The organism is Peribacillus deserti, assembly GCF_016909175.1.
Classification (GTDB): domain Bacteria; phylum Bacillota; class Bacilli; order Bacillales; family DSM-1321; genus Paraperibacillus; species Paraperibacillus deserti.
The window spans coordinates 86,219-105,873 of record NZ_JAFBFI010000006.1; the positions used below are offsets into that span (position 1 = coordinate 86,219).

At 43.2% G+C, this 19,655-nt stretch carries 14 protein-coding genes; 1 reads left to right on the forward strand and 13 read right to left on the reverse strand.

Features of this window, described 5'->3' with window-relative positions:
* Positions 1-21: 21 nt before the first annotated feature.
* The 7 genes from priA to JOC77_RS08405 form a co-directional block, all read right to left on the reverse strand.
* Positions 22-2,436 carry a primosomal protein N' gene (gene priA / locus JOC77_RS08375; RefSeq protein WP_204541576.1) on the reverse strand — a complete coding sequence of 805 codons (2,415 nt, stop codon included), beginning with the start codon at positions 2,434-2,436 and terminating at the stop codon, positions 22-24.
* 6 nt (positions 2,437-2,442) lie between these two features.
* Positions 2,443-3,651 carry a bifunctional phosphopantothenoylcysteine decarboxylase/phosphopantothenate--cysteine ligase CoaBC gene (coaBC, locus tag JOC77_RS08380; protein ID WP_204541579.1) on the reverse strand — a complete coding sequence of 403 codons (1,209 nt, stop codon included), beginning with the start codon at positions 3,649-3,651 and terminating at the stop codon, positions 2,443-2,445.
* 113 nt (positions 3,652-3,764) lie between these two features.
* Positions 3,765-3,977 (reverse strand): DNA-directed RNA polymerase subunit omega, encoded by a 213-nt coding sequence (rpoZ, locus tag JOC77_RS08385; protein ID WP_204541582.1) that lies wholly within the window; start codon positions 3,975-3,977, stop codon positions 3,765-3,767.
* Position 3,978: 1 nt separating this feature from the next.
* Positions 3,979-4,593 (reverse strand): guanylate kinase, encoded by a 615-nt coding sequence (gene gmk / locus JOC77_RS08390; RefSeq protein ID WP_204541585.1) that lies wholly within the window; start codon positions 4,591-4,593, stop codon positions 3,979-3,981.
* A gap of 9 nt (positions 4,594-4,602) precedes the next feature.
* The gene (gene remA, locus JOC77_RS08395) at positions 4,603-4,866 is read right to left on the reverse strand and encodes an extracellular matrix/biofilm regulator RemA (protein ID WP_101641515.1); all 264 of its coding nucleotides are present in this window, start codon (positions 4,864-4,866) and stop codon (positions 4,603-4,605) included.
* A gap of 62 nt (positions 4,867-4,928) precedes the next feature.
* A complete protein-coding gene (locus JOC77_RS08400) occupies positions 4,929-5,804 on the reverse strand; it encodes a YicC/YloC family endoribonuclease (protein ID WP_204541588.1) in 876 nt (291 codons plus the stop codon).
* Positions 5,805-5,912: 108 nt separating this feature from the next.
* The gene (locus tag JOC77_RS08405; protein WP_204541591.1) at positions 5,913-8,591 is read right to left on the reverse strand and encodes a calcium-translocating P-type ATPase, SERCA-type; all 2,679 of its coding nucleotides are present in this window, start codon (positions 8,589-8,591) and stop codon (positions 5,913-5,915) included.
* 1,588 nt (positions 8,592-10,179) lie between these two features.
* On the opposite strand from JOC77_RS08405, the gene JOC77_RS08410 reads away from it, so the two are divergent.
* Positions 10,180-11,913, forward strand: coding sequence for an Rqc2 family fibronectin-binding protein (locus JOC77_RS08410; protein ID WP_204541594.1), 1,734 nt, complete (start codon positions 10,180-10,182; stop codon positions 11,911-11,913).
* A 398-nt stretch (positions 11,914-12,311) separates the two neighbouring features.
* On the opposite strand, the gene pyrE is transcribed toward JOC77_RS08410, so the two are convergent.
* The 6 genes from pyrE to JOC77_RS08440 are packed head-to-tail and all read right to left on the reverse strand — an operon-like array spanning position 12,312 to position 19,640.
* Positions 12,312-12,944 (reverse strand): orotate phosphoribosyltransferase, encoded by a 633-nt coding sequence (pyrE, locus tag JOC77_RS08415; protein WP_204541597.1) that lies wholly within the window; start codon positions 12,942-12,944, stop codon positions 12,312-12,314.
* The gene (gene pyrF, locus JOC77_RS08420; RefSeq protein WP_204541600.1) at positions 12,941-13,657 is read right to left on the reverse strand and encodes an orotidine-5'-phosphate decarboxylase; all 717 of its coding nucleotides are present in this window, start codon (positions 13,655-13,657) and stop codon (positions 12,941-12,943) included. Before pyrF ends, pyrE begins: the two co-directional genes overlap by 4 nt.
* Complete coding sequence (locus tag JOC77_RS08425; protein ID WP_204541603.1) at positions 13,629-14,570, reverse strand: dihydroorotate dehydrogenase; 942 nt, start codon at positions 14,568-14,570, stop codon at positions 13,629-13,631. The genes pyrF and JOC77_RS08425 overlap by 29 nt, the downstream gene beginning before the upstream one ends.
* Positions 14,567-15,346: a dihydroorotate dehydrogenase electron transfer subunit gene (locus JOC77_RS08430; protein WP_204541606.1), complete on the reverse strand. Its 780-nt coding sequence runs from the start codon at positions 15,344-15,346 to the stop codon at positions 14,567-14,569. The genes JOC77_RS08425 and JOC77_RS08430 overlap by 4 nt, the downstream gene beginning before the upstream one ends.
* A complete protein-coding gene (gene carB, locus JOC77_RS08435; RefSeq protein ID WP_204541622.1) occupies positions 15,343-18,555 on the reverse strand; it encodes a carbamoyl-phosphate synthase large subunit in 3,213 nt (1,070 codons plus the stop codon). The genes JOC77_RS08430 and carB overlap by 4 nt, the downstream gene beginning before the upstream one ends.
* A complete protein-coding gene (locus JOC77_RS08440) occupies positions 18,534-19,640 on the reverse strand; it encodes a carbamoyl phosphate synthase small subunit (RefSeq protein WP_204541637.1) in 1,107 nt (368 codons plus the stop codon). Before JOC77_RS08440 ends, carB begins: the two co-directional genes overlap by 22 nt.
* Positions 19,641-19,655: the final 15 nt, after the last annotated feature.

Here is a 19,655-nt window from a genome sequence, read left to right on the forward strand (position 1 = left end):
AATAAGAGCCTCCTGCCCTGCTTACATTAACATGTGCGGATTTAAATCTATAGAAATTTGCAATCCATCTTGGTGTGTTTCTTTTTGGTAGTGTTCCACAATCTTTTTTAGCATCCCTCTTAATTCAGGCTCACGCTTGTATTTTATCAGACATTGATACCGATATCTATCGTTCACACGGCTGATGGGAGATGCTGCAGGACCTAATACGACAGAGTCACTGGATAAACCTGACGAAAGAAATTTAGTTATTTTTTCTGTAACAGAAACAGTTTTCATTAAATCCTCATGAGAGACTGTTACCAGGGCCAGAAAATAAAAAGGCGGATATTTATTAAATTTCCGGAGCTGCATTTCCTGTGCATAGAAAGAATCGAAATCCTGCTGTCCTGATAGTTCGATGCTATAGTGTTCAGGAGTATATGTTTGAATAACTACCTCTCCCGGGAGCTTATGCCTGCCTGCTCTTCCGCTCACCTGGGTTAAGAGCTGAAACGTTTTTTCTGAGGCTCTGAAATCCGGTAAATGAAGCATCGTATCCGCTGTAAGGACTCCAACGAGCGTAATATTCGGGAAATCCAATCCCTTAGCAATCATTTGTGTACCAAGAAGAATGTCTGCCTTTCCTTCCTGAAAAGCAGTAAGGAGCTTTTCATGGGAGCCTTTTTTTCCGGTTGTATCCACATCCATCCTGATCACCCGGGCCTGCGGAAGTATTTTTCCGAGCTCCTCCTCCACTTTCTGAGTTCCTGTTCCAAAGAACCTGATATAGTCACTCTGGCATTCCGGACAATGAGAAGGCATGGGCACTTCAAAAGCACAATAGTGACATTTCAGCTGATGGCTATAACGATGGTAAGTAAGCGAAATGTCACAATGAGGACAATTCATGACATTACCACAGTCTCTGCACATCACAAAGGAAGAATGTCCTCTTCTATTTAAAAAGAGAACAGTTTGTTCCTTTTTTTCAATTCTTTCTGTCAGCTTTTCAAACAGCATCTTTGAAAACATCGATCTATTGCCAGTGCGCAGTTCTTCCCGCATATCTACAATATCAACTTTGGGCAGCATAGATGAATTGAGTCTATTTTTCAGTGTTAATAATGTATACACATTTTTCTGTGCCCTTGCAAAGGTCTCAAGCGATGGAGTCGCACTGCCAAGTACAACTGGACATCCGTGATATTTGCTCCTTTTTATAGCTACATCCCTTGCATGGTAACGGGGATTTTCTTCCTGCTTATAGCTTGTTTCATGCTCTTCATCTATGATAATAATCCCCAGATTTTCAAACGGGGCAAATATTGCCGACCTGGCACCAACCACCACTTTTACTTCTTTTCGCTGGATTTTGCGCCATTCATCATATTTTTCCCCAACTGAAAGACCACTGTGCATGACAGCCACTTTATTGCTAAACCGGCCTTTAAAGCGCTGGACCATTTGCGGGGTCAATGAAATCTCAGGAACAAGCATAATGGCTTCTTTTCCATGTTTGAGTGCATTATCTATAGCTTGAAGATAAATTTCTGTTTTACCGCTTCCTGTTATACCGTATAAAAGAAAAGTGCCGTCACTTTTGGTATTGATGGATTGATTAATAGGACGAAGAGCTTCTTCTTGTTCGTCTGTTAAGACAAAGGGATTTGTTTGGGAGAAGGTTCTGTTTTCAAATGGATCACGATAGATTTCTTTTTCATATTCTTTTAATACATTTTTTTGTACCAGAGTTTTAACGGACTGGGCAGTAGTGCCTGTTTGATCAATTAATTCTCTTAGTGTGATTTCTCCCGGGTGCGATATAAAATAGTCACAGGCTGCTTTTTGCTTGCTTGCATTTTGCGGAAGGCCAGCGGCATATTCTTGAATTCCCTCTTGCGGAATCACCGCTTCAACATACTTTACCCGCTTTTTATTTAATTTGTTTTTTACCTGATAGACTACCTCTAGATTTCCTTTTAATAATTCATTTTGAATTTTTGAGGCTGCTTGGCTGTTTAAAACTTCTTTCCAGTCCATACGATCCCTGCCGTTAAAAAGAGCTTTCATTTCCTCTGATAAGGCATTCAGCCCATTATCACTGGTTAATTTAATATATTTTTCATATTTTGCTTTTAACGCAGCTGGGATCATTACTTGATAGGCTGAAATTTTATAGCATAATGTTTCCACAGTCAGCCAATCGCCAAGCTCTAATAGCTCAGGATTTAATATAGGCTCCAGATCCATCGGCTCTTCTATGGATTTCAACCTGCTATGCTCTGACTGTTCTTTGAGCTGTGAAACAAATCCCTGCACCTTCCTGGGTCCGAAGGGTACAATGACTCTCATCCCCGGCTTAATAACAGACACCCACTTCTCAGGTATTTTATAATCGAATTCCCGGTCCGTTTGCTTAGCCGGTACATCGACAATCACGGACGCTATATTCATAGAGCATCAGTCCTTTTTATTCAGCAATTCTATTACTTTATTCAAAATATCCTTTGCAATCTGCCCTTTAGTTTTCTGCGGGATATATAAGGGCTCATCTTCTTTCGAATAAATGGTTACGATATTCGTATCTGTTCCAAAACCCGCTCCCTCAATGGTCACGTTATTTGCTACGATTAAGTCAGCGTTCTTCCGTTCTAATTTGCCACGGGCATGCTCTTCAACATGTTCCGTTTCTGCGGCAAAACCGACCAGGATCTTGCTGCCTTTCCGGGAACCGAGCTCCATTAAAATATCCTTTGTTCGTTCTAGTTCAATAACTTCACTGCCCGGCATCTTCTTTATTTTCTGTGGATGATAATTCTTCGGGCGGTAATCAGAGACTGCTGCCGTCTTTATGACTACATCCGCATTTTCTGACTGCTCCATTACAGCCTGATACATGTCTTCTGCAGATTCAACAGGGATGGTGCGGATATCGGCTGGCGGGTCTAAATGAACAGGTCCAGAAACAAGGACTACCTCTGCTCCAAGCTCTCTTGCTTCTTTTGCAAGGGCATATCCCATTTTCCCTGTAGAAAGATTCGATATAAAGCGCACCGGATCGATCTTTTCACGGGTTGGTCCTGCCGTGACCACTACCTTCTTCCCCTTAAGCGGCCGCTGCTTTTGACCGTCAAAGTATTCATGCAGTTTTTGGACAATGGTCTCAGGCTCTTCAAGACGGCCTTTTCCTACATATCCGCATGCAAGATACCCTTCTCCAGGCTCAATAAATTCATAGCCAAAGCTTCTTAGGGTATTCATATTTTTTTGTACAGCCGGATGAGCGTACATATGGACATTCATAGCCGGAGCCGCCCAAACAGGCGCCTCTGCAGCCAAAAGAGTAGTTGAGATCATATCATCGGCGATGCCATTTGCAATTTTCCCGATGATATTGGCAGTAGCAGGAGCAATCAAGATAATATCCGCCCAGTCTGCCAGATCTATGTGAGCTATTTTTTCAGAATTCTTCTCATCGAAAGTATCTGTAAACACATCATTTCTTGAAAGAGCCTGAAATGTCAGCGGGGTAACAAACTTCAAAGCCGATTCGCTCATGATCACCTTAACGGACGCACCCTTCTGGGTCAGTTTGCTCGTTAAAGCAGCTGCTTTGTAAACAGCGATGCCGCCTGTCACACATAATAAGATTTTTTTATTGGTCAACATGTACTTTCCTCCAGGGATTAAACTGATTATATTATGAAGGATAACGCGGCAATTTTCATCTTCTAGAACAGGCTATTATTAAAAAAGAAAAAAACCTGCATAAAGGCAGGTCATTAAAGGTTGGAATCTTTGTGGTCGTTTGTATAGGTGAGGATTCCAGCATGAATCTCTTCAAGCGCTTTTCCGACATTCTTGTAAGATACAGGCTTTTGGAGCTTGGTATTATCGTTTCCCTGCATCTGTCGTGCCCGCTTGGCAGCTACGGACACAAGAGAATATTTTGAATCAATTTTATTTAGTAATGAATCGATAGAAGGATATAGCATATTATTCACTCTCCAGCATAGTTTTATAGCGGCGTGAAACTCTTTCCCTGCGGCAATGCTCCGCTATGACAATGGCATTGATCCGCTCGCAGGCATTTTCGACCTGATCATTTTCGACAACATAATCGTATAAGTCCATTAGTTCTATTTCTTCCTTGGCAGCTTTCATTCGCTGGCGGATGAGCTCCTGAGTTTCCGTTCCTCTTGTAGTAATCCGATTTTCTAATTCGGTTAAACTTGGAGGTGCTAGGAATATAAATAAGCCCTCAGGAAACTTTTCCCTGACCTGGCGTGCCCCCTGTACTTCTATTTCTAAAAATACATCCTTGCCAGAATCTAACGTCTCTCTGACATAATCAACAGGCGTGCCATAATAATTGCCGACAAACTCAGCGTATTCCAGAAGTTTACCCTGTTCAATCAATGCCTCAAACTCATCTCTCGATTTGAAGAAGTAATCAACTCCATTGATTTCTCCTTCACGGGGCTTACGTGTTGTCATAGATATAGAATATTCAAAAGATGTATCCGGCCGGCAGAAAATAGCTTTCCTGACGGTACCTTTGCCAACTCCTGAAGGTCCGGACAATACAATTAACAAACCTTTTTCTTTCAATTTATATACCTACCCTTCATCTCCATTGTCTTCTCGGTCATGCAACCTGGCCGCAACTGTTTCAGGCTGTACAGCGGATAAAATAACATGATCTGAATCGGTAATGATTACAGCTCTCGTTCTCCTGCCGTATGTTGCATCTATTAAGGAACCCCTGTCGCGTGAATCCTGGATTATCCTTTTGATCGGAGCAGATTCAGGGCTAACAATTGAAACAATTTTATTTGCGGAAACGATATTTCCAAAACCAATGTTTATCAGCTTGATAGACACCAGCGGTCCCCCATTCATCCCTATTCTATTTTGACCGTTCATTTATCTATATAAACTCGATCCTACTCGATATTTTGAACTTGTTCCTTAATTTTTTCAAGCAGACTTTTCAATTCAACTACTTCCTGGGCAATGGAGGAGTCATTTGCCTTCGAGCCGATCGTATTGGTTTCCCTGTTCATTTCCTGTATGAGAAAGTCTAATTTTCTGCCGGCCGGCTCTCTGAGCGCCAGTGTTTTTTCAAATTGCGATATATGACTTTGAAGCCTTGTGAGCTCCTCGTTTATATCTGCCTTTTCTGCAAAAATGGCGGCTTCAGTCAGCAGTCTGGCTTCATCAAGCAGTCCGTCTGTATAGTCAGATATTTTATCATAAAGACGTCTTCTATAATTTTCAGAAACAGCCGGTGCCAGACCTTTCAGCTTCTGTACGATATAACCGGCAGCATGAAGGTGGCTCAGCATATCCTTTGCAAGCTGAGCTCCTTCATGCTGCCTCATTTGAAGCAGGCTGTAAGCGGCATTCTTCACAGCGGAGATTACAGTCCCTTCCAGTCCAGGATGATCAGTTTGCTGTTCAACGATGGTTATCACGTTATCTAATTGAAGAAGGTCCTGCAGTTCCGGTTTTGAAGTAAGATTATACTTTTTTTGAAACTCGGACATCAATGAAACATATTCGTCCGCAAGTTCCCAATCCACCTCAAGCTTCCGGGTGCTGAGGCCGCTTCCTTCAAGGGTTATAAAAACTTCTACTCTTCCTCTTTTTATGTATTCGCTAATCTGCTTTTTAATTTTATCTTCCATGAAAAACAGCTGGCGAGGCATTCTTATTTGATATTCGGCGAAACGGTGATTAACCGTTTTAATTTCCACGTTGATCTGCAGTTCATGTTCTTCTGCAAATCCTCTACCGTAACCAGTCATGCTTATGACCAATAATCTTCACCCCAATATTATCTTGCAGACTAACAGCTAGGCCATTATCATGCAAAAAATAAAAAGGTAATAGAGGACCCTCTACTACCATTAGAATTATAACATACATTATTTTGATTTTCTCGCTAAAAATGAACCTGCCAATAAAAAAGTTGGAATTGAAGCCATTCCTATAATCAGCAGCCATTCATTCAGCCTTATCGGCACTGTATGGAAAATAGGCTGAAGCGGTTTATAATAGATAACCACCAGCATGAGCAGCAGAGATGAAATAACAGAAACGACAAGATATAAGTTGCCGAACGGATTTCTGGCAAATATAGATTTTTCACTTCTGCAGTCAAATACATGAATCAGCTGCGCCAGCACCAGGGTGGCAAACGCCACGGTCTGTGCATAGACAAGATTTCCAGGATTAGATTTATACACAATCATAAAGGCGGCCAGTGTAACAGAACCGATTAGGAATCCCCTTGAAAGAATCTTCCATCCAAGCCCTCTGGCAAACACTCCTTCATTAGGAAGCCGCGGCTTCCTCTGCATAACATTTTCCTCTGGCTGATCTAGTCCAAGCGCCATAGCCGGCAGTCCATCTGTCACAAGATTGACCCATAGGATCTGGACTGGTATCAGCGGGAGCGGAAGTCCAAGAAGCATGGCAAAGAACATAACAAGAATTTCTCCTACATTAGAAGCAAGCAAATATCTGATAAACTTGCGGATGTTTTCATAGATGTTCCGCCCTTCTTTAATGGCGGCTTTGATTGTAGCAAAATTATCATCCAGCAGTACAAGTGCTGATGCTTCCTTTGCTACATCCGTACCGGTAATTCCCATCGCGATTCCTATATCCGCCGATTTAATGGCAGGCGCATCATTTACTCCGTCGCCCGTCATCGCTACCACATGGCCTTTTTTCTGAAGCGCTTTAACAATTTTCAGCTTGTGCTCAGGGGAAACCCTTGCATAAACCGAGACCTTGTCGACGACATTCTCAAGCTCTTCTACATCCATCGCCGAAAGGGCTGCACCATCAAGCACCATATCGCCCTTCTTTAAAATCCCCAGCTGGGATGCTATGGCCTTTGCTGTTGTCGCATGGTCGCCCGTGATCATAACCGTTTTGATTCCGGCAGCCCGGCATTCTTTTACAGCATCCTTGACTTCGGGACGCGGAGGGTCAATCATCCCTTGAAGACCAATAATCGTTAACTCCTTTTCAGCTTCCGAATCATGCAGAATCACTGAATTTGGCGATATAGCTTTGAAACCAATAGCAATAGTCCGTAAAGCCTGAGCGGCTAATCCATCAATCGCATCCTGTACTCTCCCCTGGAGATCGTCCGTCATAAATTGCTTTTTCTCTCCCCAGAGAATGGAATCACACCGTCCAAGCAGAACATCCGGTGCTCCTTTTGCCACCACAAAAGAGCGGCCTCTTTCATCCTTAACAATCATACTCATCATTTTCCTAGCAGAATCAAACGGAAATTCCTTTTCAATGGTGAACTGTGCGCCCAGATTCTCACGTGTGAATCCTGCTTTCATAGCAGCAACCAACAGAGCTCCTTCCGTTGGATCTCCATCCAATATATAACCTGTCTCTCCCTGCTTTAATTCTGCGTGGTTACAGATCATTCCAAAAGTCAGCAGCTGCTGGATCGTTTTGTCCTCCCCGGCATGAACAGGTTTTCCTTCACATTGAAATTCTCCGCTTGGTTCGTAGCCTGTACCCGTCACAGTCCAGGTCTTACCCCCGCTCCATAAATGTGTGACGGTCATTTTGTTCTGTGTCAGTGTCCCTGTTTTATCAGAACAGATAACAGAAGCGCAACCAAGCGTTTCAACAGCAGGCAATTTTCGTACAATCGCATTTTGCTTGATCATCCTCTGAACGCCAAGTGACAGTGCGACCGTTACAATAGCAGGCAGGCCCTCCGGTATGGCTGCTACAGCAAGAGAAACACCCGCCAAAAACATCGTATAAACATCATGTCCCTGAATGACACCGATAACTACCACTAGCAGTGTAAGCAGCAGAGCTGTCGTAATTAAGATTTTCCCTAACTGTTCAAGACGGCGCTGAAGCGGAGTCTCCATGGTTTCAGCAGACTGAAGCAAATCAGCAATCTTCCCCATGGCTGTATCCATTCCAATGGAAATAACCGTACCTACACCGCTTCCCCTTGTTACCATCGTGCCCATGAAGGCAAAATTCTCCTGATCCCCGATCTGGTCGGATCCGTGCTTCACTGGTTCGGATTTCTTAGCTACCGGTACAGATTCACCTGTAAGAGCCGACTCCTCGATTTCCAAGCTGGTTGTCTGCAAAATCCTCACATCAGCGCCAATACGGTCACCGCTTGAAAACTTCATAATATCCCCAACAACCACATCTCGTGACGGAATCTTGACCCACTCACTGTCACGCTTCACCGATACCTGGGGAGCTGAAAGATTCTTTAAAGCCTGAAGCGACCTCTCCGCTCTTCGCTCCTGGTTAAAACCCAGAATTCCATTCACAATCACGATGGCTATGATGGCAATTGCATCTATGTACTCACCAAGAAGCCCTGAAATTAAAGTAGCTGCCAGAAGCACAAGAACCATAAAATCCTTGAACTGAGCGAAAAACAACAAAATTGCAGACTGCTTCTCACCCTCCTGCAGCTCATTATAACCAGACTTTTTCTGGCGCACCAGCACCTCTTCCTGCGATAAACCATGCTCTATACTAGTGTGAAGAGCCGCCTCAACCTCTTCCTTATCCATTTCCCGGAACTTCATTCAGCATCTCACTTCCCCCTCAAAATTCATAACACTTGTCCCTTCTCCTCCCATGCATATTCAGACTCGTCCAAAAAAATGATATAATTTAACAGAAATGCGGAAAGCGGTCCGGAGCGACAGCGGAGGAGCCACCTGACAAGCATAAGACGAGCAGGCCGTGAGAAGCGTTCTGTCTTCTCATGGACTGATTGGCTTATGTCTCGAAGGTGGCAGCTTGGAGCTGGACACCACAAATGCGGAGAACGGTGCCTTTCTCGGATAATAATTCTTTGCACAATGAAACTCTAATTTTATTAATGAAAAGAGACTATATAGGAAAGGCAGACACCTGACAGGCAAAAGAAAAGCAGTGGTAAAAGGCCGCTTTTGCCTTTTAACAGTGATTGGCTTATGACCGAAGGTGTCAGTTCGCAGCTGGATGAACAGAAATGCGGAAAGCGGTCCGGAGCGACAGAGGAGGAGCCACCTGACAAGCATAAGACGAGCAGGCCGTGAGAAGCGTTCTGTCTTCTCATGGACTGATTGGCTTATGTCTCGAAGGTGGCAGCTTGGAGCTGGACACCACAAATGCGGAGAACGGTGCCTTTCTCGGATAATAATTCTTTGCACAATGAAACTCTAATTTTATTAATGAAAAGAGACTATATAGGAAAGGCAGACACCTGACAGGCATAAGAAAAGCAGTGGTAAAAGGCCGCTTTTGCCTTTTAACAGTGATTGGCTTATGACCGAAGGTGTCAGTTCGCAGCTGTATGAACAGAAATGCGGAAAGCGGTCCGGAGCGACAGCGGAGGAGCCACCTGATAAAGAAGACTTGCTGATTGGCAAGCGGCAGCGAAGACAGAAGCTTAGTCGCACTTATGCGCCAGCAAAGCATAAGACGAGCAGGCCATGAGAAGCGTTCTGTCTTCTCATGGACTGATTGGCTTATGTCTCGAAGGTGGGAGCTTGGAGCTGGACACCTTAAATGCGGAGAACGGTGCCTTCTGAAGATTATTCGGTATTTACCTCAATGAAATTCTAAATTTATTTCAAAAAGAGAACTCAATGGAAGGCAGACACCTGATAAAGTAGACTTGCTGATTGGCTAGCGAGAGCGAAGACAGAAGCTTAGTCGCACTTATGCGTTAGCCAGGCATAAGAAAAGCAGTGGTAAAAGGCCGCTCTTGCCTTTTAACAGTGATTGGCTTATGACCGAAGGTGTCAGTTCGCAGCTTTTCACTAAGCGAAGTATGGTGCCTATGTCAATGAAACTCTAAATATAGTTTAAAAACAGACAAAAAACAGTGTTTTTTTTATAAATCGCCTTTTCTTAGAATTCATATTGCCAAAACGCTTTAATTTTAAGAAATCCAAAGTCCCAAAACGCGCTTTAATGCCGTTTCTGGGGTAAAATACAATTTTATGGGGCAAAGTTTGAAATTTATGTGTGAAGATTCAAATTTTATGTGGCTGAAATAGGCTTTTATGTGGCTAACTTCCAGTTTTATGTGGCTGACGGTTAACGGATCTGCCACAGACTATGCACCCTCCACAAAAACCAAAAAATTATCAGGCAAAATAAAATAGATAGAGGATGTTAATTATGTCTTTTGACGGTTTATTTACGAAAGCAATGAGTGAAGAAATTGCTTCCCAGCTAAAAGGGGGAAGAATTAATAAAATACACCAGCCTTCCAAGGGAGAAATTATCATGATTGTCCGTGCAGGCGGAAAGAATCATAAGCTGTTATTATCTGCGCATCCGACCTATGCGAGAGTTCAGTTAACAAACGAATCGTATGAAAATCCGTCTGAGCCTCCCATGTTCTGCATGCTGCTTAGAAAGCATTTAGAAGGATTTATATTAGAGGATTTATACCAAATTGGTGTGGATAGAATTATAGTGTTAGAAATTAAAGGCCGGAATGAGATTGGTGATATCTCGCATAAAAAACTGATTATCGAGATCATGGGGCGGCACAGTAATATCATTTTAGTAGACAGAGACCGCAATATGATTCTTGACAGTATTAAACACATTTCTCCAGCGATTAACAGCTATAGGACTATACTGCCGGGCAATGAGTATGTAGCTCCTCCCGAGCAGGAAAAAAAGAATCCATTCGAAGCAACCGAAGAAACCTTGCTGAGAACCATCAATTTTAATGAGGGACGCCTGGACAAGCAGCTTGTGAACTCTTTTGCAGGGATATCTCCCCTTTTCTCAAAAGAAACGGTCTACCAAGCCGGCCTGGCAAACCGCAATACGATCCCAAAAGCATTTCTAGATCTTATAAATAAGGTTAAATTAAAGCAGTATGAACCGGCTTTAATTAATACGAATGGAAAAGAAATTTTCTATTTAATCCCGTTGGACCACATAAAAGGATCTAAACAAGAATTTAGCAGTCTTTCTGCCCTGCTGGACCGTTTTTATTTTGGAAAAGCAGAGAGGGACCGCGTTAAACAGCAGTCACATGATTTAGAGCGGTTCATTTCTAATGAAAAAAAGAAAAATGAGAAGAAAATTATTAAATTAGAAGAAACCTTAGTAAATAGTGAAAAAGCCAAAGAGTTTCAGCTTTTTGGTGAATTGATCACAGCCAACTTGTATGTAATGGAAAAGGGCATGAAGGAAATAGAGGTTATCAATTATTATGATGAAGACGGCGGCATGGTAACAATCAGTCTTGATCCTCAAAAAACACCTTCAGAAAATGCTCAAAAATATTTTTCTAAATATCAAAAAGCTAAGAATTCAGTTGATGTGGTAAAAGAACAAATTATGCTTGCCACAGAAGAAACGGCTTATTTTGACAGCCTGCTGCAGCAGCTGGAATTTGCTTCTCCGAAGGATATTAGTGAAATACGAGAGGAACTTCAAGAAGGCGGCTACTTAAAGGCTAAATTTAAAAAAGGTACCAAAAGCAAGCATAATTTAAAGCCTCAGCTAGAAAAATATCTTTCTTCTGACGGTGATGAAATGTATGTAGGGAAAAACAATAAGCAGAATGATTATTTAACGAATAAATTTTCCCGCCGAGATGATATCTGGCTGCATACTAAAGACATACCAGGCTCACATGTTGTTATTCGGAATACCGATCCATCGGAAAAAACTTTGCTGGAAGCTGCTTCTTTGGCCGCGTATTTCAGTAAAGCCAAAGAATCGAGTTCTGTACCGGTGGATTTCACAGCCGTGCGTCATGTTAAAAAGCCCAACGGTTCCAAACCAGGGTTTGTTATCTATGATAATCAGCAGACATTATATGTAACGCCAGATGCTGATAAAGTAATCGAACTGAGAGAAAATACGAAAAAGTTAAATCTTCAATAAATAATAAAGGCCGCACAGGGTACCCTGCCGCGGCTTTTTTATCGAATAATATTGGTCATTCTTTCGCGTAAAAATTGGAATCCTGCATAAATCTCACAAATCCTGCAAATATCTCAAAAATCCTGCATTAATCTTTAAAATCCTGCAATGGCACCAAATAATCCTGCATAAATTCAAATTCTCGCGTGAGAGACCTGCCACACCTTGGCAATTTATTAAACTGCATTCATAGACATCTGCCAACCCGCATTAACATAATGAAGTCTCGCAATAAAATCTGCGATTATCCTATTTTCGCGCAATGAACCTTTAAATTCACGCAATCACCAAAATTCGCGCCGGCCCAGTGGGCGAGACTCTTACTCAAAAAAAACCCTGAATCTCAGGGCAGCGCAATTCTATGCTTTCATCCAGGCAAGTTCTGCTGGATTCTTTCTCCATTCGGTCAGTCTGTTAACATCATTTTCGGCGATATATCCTTTTTCCCTGGCCACTTCGATTAATTCTGAATAGCTGCTGAGAGATACTGTGTGTATGTCTTCGGCTTGAAGCAGTTCGTTTCCTTTTTCTAGTTCATAGGTGAAGATGGCTGCCACACCCAGGACTTCGCATCCTGCTTTACGAAGTGCCTTTACAGCTGTAATGGCACTGCCGCCTGTTGAAATGAGATCTTCAATGACGACTATCTTTTGCCCTGGTTCTGCTTTGCCTTCAATTTGGTTTCCTTTTCCGTGTTCTTTTGCTTTTGAACGAACATAGCACATTGGCAGATTTAATAAATCGCTGACCCATGCTGCATGTGGAATGCCAGCAGTCGCCGTTCCTGCAATAACTTCTGCACCGGGGAAATTATCCTTGATCACTTGTGCTAAACCGCCCGCAATTTCCCGTCTTACTTCTGGATAGGAAAGAGTCAATCGATTGTCACAATAAATGGGTGATTTAATTCCGGAAGACCATGTAAACGGATCATTTGGCTGTAAAAATACAGCTTTTATTTCTAGTAGTTTTTCAACAATTTTGTTTCTCATGCTATAACACCCTCCCACGCAGATTTAATTTCCAGGTAAGCTTGATACGGATCTGCAGACTGTGTAATCGATCGTCCGACCACAATTGCATTCGTTCCAAGCAACCTTGCCTGTTCCGGAGTAGCGATTCTCTTTTGGTCGTGGAGATCACCGCCTGCTGTCCTGATTCCAGGGGTAACTGTTATAAAGGAATTACCCGCCGCTCTATGAATTGCTTCCACTTCATGTGTTGAACAAACTACCCCATCAAGCCCTGCTTCTCTTGCCAGCTTCGCATAATGCAGCACGGATTGTTCCAGTGAAACATGAATAAGCTGCTCGTTCTGCATTTGGTCCTCTGATGTGCTTGTTAACTGAGTTACCGCAATGCATAATGGCCTTTTCTTACCAGCAGCAGTACCAGCTTCCAGTCCTTCCAGCGCGCGGACCATCATGTCTTTTCCGCCGGCAGCGTGTAGATTTACCATATCTGCCTCAAGGGAAGCCAGCCCTTTCATTGCCTGTCCCACCGTATTGGGGATATCATGAAGCTTGATATCCAGAAAGATTTTGTGTCCTCTCTCTTTTATAAAAGAAAGGATTTCAGGTCCGTTCTGATAGTAGAGTTCCATTCCTACTTTTACGAAAAGGGATTCATCAGAAAATCTGTCCAAAAATTCTCCAGCTCTCTTTTTATCCGGAAAATCAAGCGCGATTATGGGCAAAAAGTTCATTCGCTTTCCAGCTCCTTCCTCTGCATTCAGAAATATGGCCGATACCAAGCTGATCCAGTAACAATGGCAGCTCTTCAATAATTTTCGGGCAGACAAACGGGTCTGTAAAATTGGCAGTACCTACAGCGACGGCACTCGCCCCGGCATAGAAATATTCGATTACATCCGAAGCATCTTGGATGCCGCCCATGCCAATAATCGGGATAGAAACAGCCCGGGATACTTCATGTATCATCCGGATAGCTACAGGTTTGATCGCAGGGCCGGACAATCCGCCTGACTTGTTTGCAAGCACAGGCTTACCTGTTTTTAGATCAATCCTCATTCCAAGCAGCGTATTGATCATCGTCAGGCCGTCTGCTCCGCCATCCTCTACTGCCTTGGCCATTTCAACGATATTGGACACATTGGGTGACAGCTTTACATAAACAGGGACCTGTGAAACCTCTTTTACTCTTTTTGTCAGATTCTTTGCTACCTCCGGGATGGTGCCAAACGCGATTCCGCCTTCTTTCACATTTGGGCACGAAATATTAAGCTCGAGTGCGTGGACATTAGGAGCTTGTGAAATTTCCCTTGCAACCTCAATATAATCTTCTTCTTTAGAACCTGCTACATTGGCTATAACCGGAAGGTTAAACTGCTCAAGCCATGGAAGCTCTTCACTCATCACCTTATGAAGACCTGGATTTTGAAGGCCGATTGCATTCAGCATGCCGGCAGAGGTTTCGGCCACACGCGGGGTCGGGTTTCCAAACCTCGGCTCTTTTGTTGTTGCTTTAATCATGATTGAACCCAGCAGATTTAAGTCATAGAGCTGGCTGAATTCACGGCCGAATCCGAAGCAGCCTGATGCGGGCATGATAGGATTCTTTAAACTTAGTCCGGGTAGTTCAATGTTTAATCGGCTCATAATAGTACCTCCCCTGCACGGAAAACAGGACCGTCGCTGCAGACTTTCTTATATGAAACTCCTTGTGGGTCATCAGCCGTATGGCAGACACATGCAAAGCACGCTCCAATGCCGCAGCCCATTCTTTCTTCAAGTGAAAGGAATAGTTTTTTATGGCTGTATTTTTGTTCCAGCGCTTTTAGCATGGGAGTCGGACCGCAGGAGTATATCACGTCGATACTGCCTTCCAGTTTTTCTAATACATCAGTCACAAACCCTTTTGTGCCATTAGTGCCATCAGCTGTGGCCACATATGTTTCTCCCAGTCTCTTAAACTCTTCTTCATAAAAAACGGCATCCTTAGTTTGAAAGCCTAATATATGAACCACATGAACGCCATTCTTTTTCAGTCTTCTGGAAAGTTCATATAGCGGCGGGACGCCTATTCCGCCCCCAACTAATACCGCCGTTTCACCCGGTTTTACTTCATGTTCTGAAAATCCGTTTCCAAGAGGACCGAGTACGTCTACTTCCTGGCCGCTTTCTTTTTTTGCGAGAAGGGCAGTTCCCCGCCCCTCGCTTCTATAAATCATTGTGAATTGTTTCATCTCTCTATTTATTGAACAAATGCTGATTGGTCTTCTTAATAAGGGATCCATTCCATTTGACACTTTAATATGAACGAATTGGCCTGGCTGTTTCATTTCAGAAACTAATTCTCCGCTAAGAGTCAGTTCAAAAATACGGCTTGCAATTTCTTTATGACTAACTACACTTAGCTTTTCGTTTTTAATCATGAATGGACCACCTCGGTCCCTCTTTCGGCTGGCTGCATGGCTTCGGCAGAGAACGACATCGATTCGATTACTCTTAAAATCGCTTTAGCAGTATCAAGCGAAGTCAGGCAGGCTACTCCATTTTCAACTGATTCCCGGCGGATACGGAATCCGTCTCTTTCAGGCTGCTTTCCTTTGGTTAGGGTATTGATTACAAATCCTGCTTCACCATTACGGATCACATCCAGCAGAGTTGGCCCTTCTGTTCCAATTTTGCCGACTACACTCGCCGGGATTCCTGCATTCTTGAAGTAAGCGGCAGTTCCTTCAGTAGCCAGAAGCTTGAATCCCAGGTTATAAAATCTTGATGCTATGGAGAGTGCTTCTTCTTTATCTTTTTCAGCGATTGTGAGGATCACTTTCCCATGAGCCTGTATTTTAATTCCTGAAGCAATCAGGCCTTTATACAATGCTTTTTCAAGAGTGAAGTCTTTACCCATTACTTCTCCTGTTGATTTCATTTCAGGGCCTAAAGTAATGTCTACTCCTCTTAACTTTGCAAATGAGAATACAGGCACCTTAACGAATACGCCTGGCTTTTCAGGAATCAAGCCGCTGCTGTATCCAAGGTTAACAAGTTTCTCTCCAAGAATAACCTTCGTTGCTAAGTTGGCCATCCCTACATTTGTGATCTTGCTTAAGAACGGAATGGTCCGGCTGGAACGTGGGTTTACTTCAAGAACAAATACTTCATTATTAGAAACTACATATTGAATATTTAACAGTCCGATGATATTCAATCCTTTAGCCAGCTTTGTTGTGTAGGTCACTATTTTATCTTTGATATCCTGTGTTAAGCTTTGCGGCGGATACACAGCGATTGAGTCCCCTGAATGCACGCCCGCTCTTTCGATATGTTCCATGATACCTGGAATTAACACATCGGTTCCGTCAGAGATTGCATCCACTTCGATTTCTTTTCCAGTCAGGTAACGGTCAATGAGTACCGGCTGCTCTGGATTTACATTTACGGCATTCTTCATATAATGAAGAAGTTCTTCTTCTTTGTACACAATTTCCATGGCACGGCCGCCAAGCACATAGGAAGGCCGAACAAGCACAGGATACCCGATTTCTTCTGCGATAATCACTGCGTCACTAACAGACGTTGCTGTTTTCCCTTTAGGCTGTGGCACTTCAAGCTGTGTTAAAGCCTGCTCAAATTTATCTCTATTTTCTGCACGGTCCAGATCCTCAAGTGACGTCCCTAATATCTTCACTCCGCGCTCGACAAGCTTGTCAGCCAGGTTAATGGCAGTCTGTCCGCCAAATTGTACGATAACACCCTCTGGTTTTTCTAAATCAATGATATTCATGACATCTTCGATGATTAAAGGTTCAAAATACAGCTTATCGGAAATGCTGAAGTCGGTTGAAACAGTCTCTGGGTTATTGTTGATGATAATCGCTTCATAGCCTGCCTGTTTAATCGCCCATACGGAGTGGACCGTCGCATAATCGAATTCTACTCCCTGTCCGATCCGGATTGGGCCTGACCCTAGTACGATGACGCTTTTCCGGTCTGTCACCACTGACTCATTTTCTTCCTCATATGTTCCATAAAAATAAGGAGTTTCTGATTCAAATTCCGCTGCGCACGTATCAACCATTTTATATACAGGAATCAGCCCGATTTCTTGGCGCCAGCTGTACACTTCTCTTTCCTGTACTCCCCAGAACTTTGAAATCGCCCGGTCAGAGAAGCCCATTTGCTTTGCTTTTTTTGCAATTTCTTTTTCATATATGTTATCAGTCAATACAACTTCGAACTTAATAATATTTTCTAGTTTTTTTAGGAAAAATAGGTCAATCTTGCTCCAATCATGAATGGTTTCAATAGAAGTTCCTCTTCTTAAAGCTTCTGCTACAAAGAAAATCCGTTCATCGCCAGCCTTGCGTATTCTCTTTTCAATTAGCCTGTCATCCATGCTGTGGGCATCTTTTAGCTCTAAATGGTATTGGCCGGTCTCCAGAGATCGCACGGCTTTCAAAATCGATTCTTCGAAAGTCCTGCCGATTGCCATGACTTCGCCGGTTGCTTTCATTTGTGTGCCAAGCTTGCGGTTCGCAGATTCAAATTTATCAAACGGCCAGCGCGGAATTTTTGTAACAATATAGTCCAATGCAGGCTCAAAGCTTGCATAGGTTTTTCCTGTAACAGGATTCATCATTTCGTCTAATGTAAGGCCCACAGCAATTTTTGCTGCAAGCTTTGCAATAGGATAGCCAGTCGCTTTGGATGCCAGCGCAGAGGAGCGGCTCACACGCGGGTTGACTTCTATCACGAAATAGTCGAAGCTGTCAGGATCCAGGGCAAGCTGTACATTACAGCCTCCTTCTATCTTTAATGCTCTAATAATCTTTAAGGATGTGTTTCTCAGCATCTGGTATTCTCTATCACTCAAAGTCTGGCTTGGTGCGGCTACAATGGAGTCACCTGTATGAATGCCGACCGGGTCAAAGTTTTCCATATTGCAGACTACAATGGCATTGTCATTGGAATCACGCATCACTTCATATTCGATTTCTTTAAAGCCGGCAATACTTTTTTCAATTAAACATTGTGTAACAGGACTGTGCTTTAAGCCGCTGGCAACAATTTCATTCAGTTCTTCATCATTTGTACAGATTCCGCCGCCTGTACCGCCAAGCGTAAATGCCGGGCGTACGATAATAGGAAAGCCGACTTCTTCTGTAAATCTATAAGCTTCTTCAAGAGTATGAATGATATCGCTTTTTGGAACAGGTTCACCCAAATCATTCATTAAATTGCGGAAAAGATCGCGGTCTTCTGCCTGTTCAATTGCTGAAAGCTTTGTTCCGAGGATTTCTACATTACACTCTTCAAGCACACCGGAATTATGAAGTTCAACAGCCAGATTTAATCCTGTCTGGCCCCCAAGTGTCGGCAGCAGTGCATCGGGGCGCTCTTTTCTGATAATACCTGATACAAATTCAAGGGTTAGAGGTTCAATATAGACGGCATCAGCAATTTCGGTGTCTGTCATAATAGTAGCTGGATTAGAGTTGATTAAGATGACTCTGTATCCTTCTTCTTTGAGTGCGATACAGGCCTGTGTGCCTGCATAGTCAAATTCTGCCGCCTGTCCGATTATGATGGGACCAGAACCGATTACAAGAATACTTTTTATATCTGTACGCTTTGGCATGTTTTTTCCCCTTCCTCTTTTGCAGCTTCAATCATGGAGATGAATTGGTCGAACAATCCGTTTGCATCCTCAGGCCCTGGAGACGCCTCAGGGTGATATTGAACGGTGAATGCAGAATGCTGCTTATGCTTTAAGCCTTCTACAGTCCCATCATTAATTGCTATATGGGTAACCTCGAGCTGTGTATCTTTAAGTGAACTTTCTTCAACCGTATATCCGTGATTTTGGGATGTAATGGCTATTTTTCCAGTACTAAGATCTTTGACAGGATGGTTGGAGCCTCTGTGCCCGAATTTCATTTTTTCTGTATTTGCGCCATTTGCGAGAGCGAACAGCTGATGCCCAAGGCAGATTCCGAAAAGCGGCACTCTTCCTTGAATTCCTTTGATCATCTCAATTGCCTGAGGTACATCCTTCGGGTCTCCAGGTCCATTTGTCAGCATAATTCCGTCCGGACTTAAACTAAGTATTTCCTGGGCGGTAATATTGTAAGGAACTACCACTACATCACAGTTCCTTTTATTCAGCTCGCGAAGAATTCCATGCTTCATTCCGAAATCTACCACAACAACCCTGCAGCCTCTCCCTGGGCTTGGGTACGAAGATTTCGTTGATACCCGTTTTACCTGGTCTGAGGGCAGTACAACTGCCCTCAGCTGGGCTAATACCTCTGCATCCGACTTGTTTTCAGCACATAAGGCTCCTTTTAACGTACCAGTTTTACGGATAATCCTTGTCAGTTTCCGTGTATCAATTCCGGCAATCCCCGGGATATTCTTCATCTTAAAAAATTCATCCAGTGAAAGCTGGCTTCTCCAATTTGAAGGGAAGTCTGCTGCCTCTTTAACGATAAAGCCATGTATGGCTGGATTAATAGATTCAAAGTCATCCCGGTTAATGCCATAATTCCCAACCAGCGGATATGTCAGCGTTACAATCTGGCCGCAATAAGAAGGGTCGGACAAAATTTCCTGATAGCCAGTCATTCCAGTGTTAAACACAATTTCTCCGGTTTTCTCGGCTTCTGCTCCAAATGCTTCGCCTATAAATACAGTTCCGTCCTCGAGAACAAGCTTTCTTTTCATTCCAAACACGCCCTT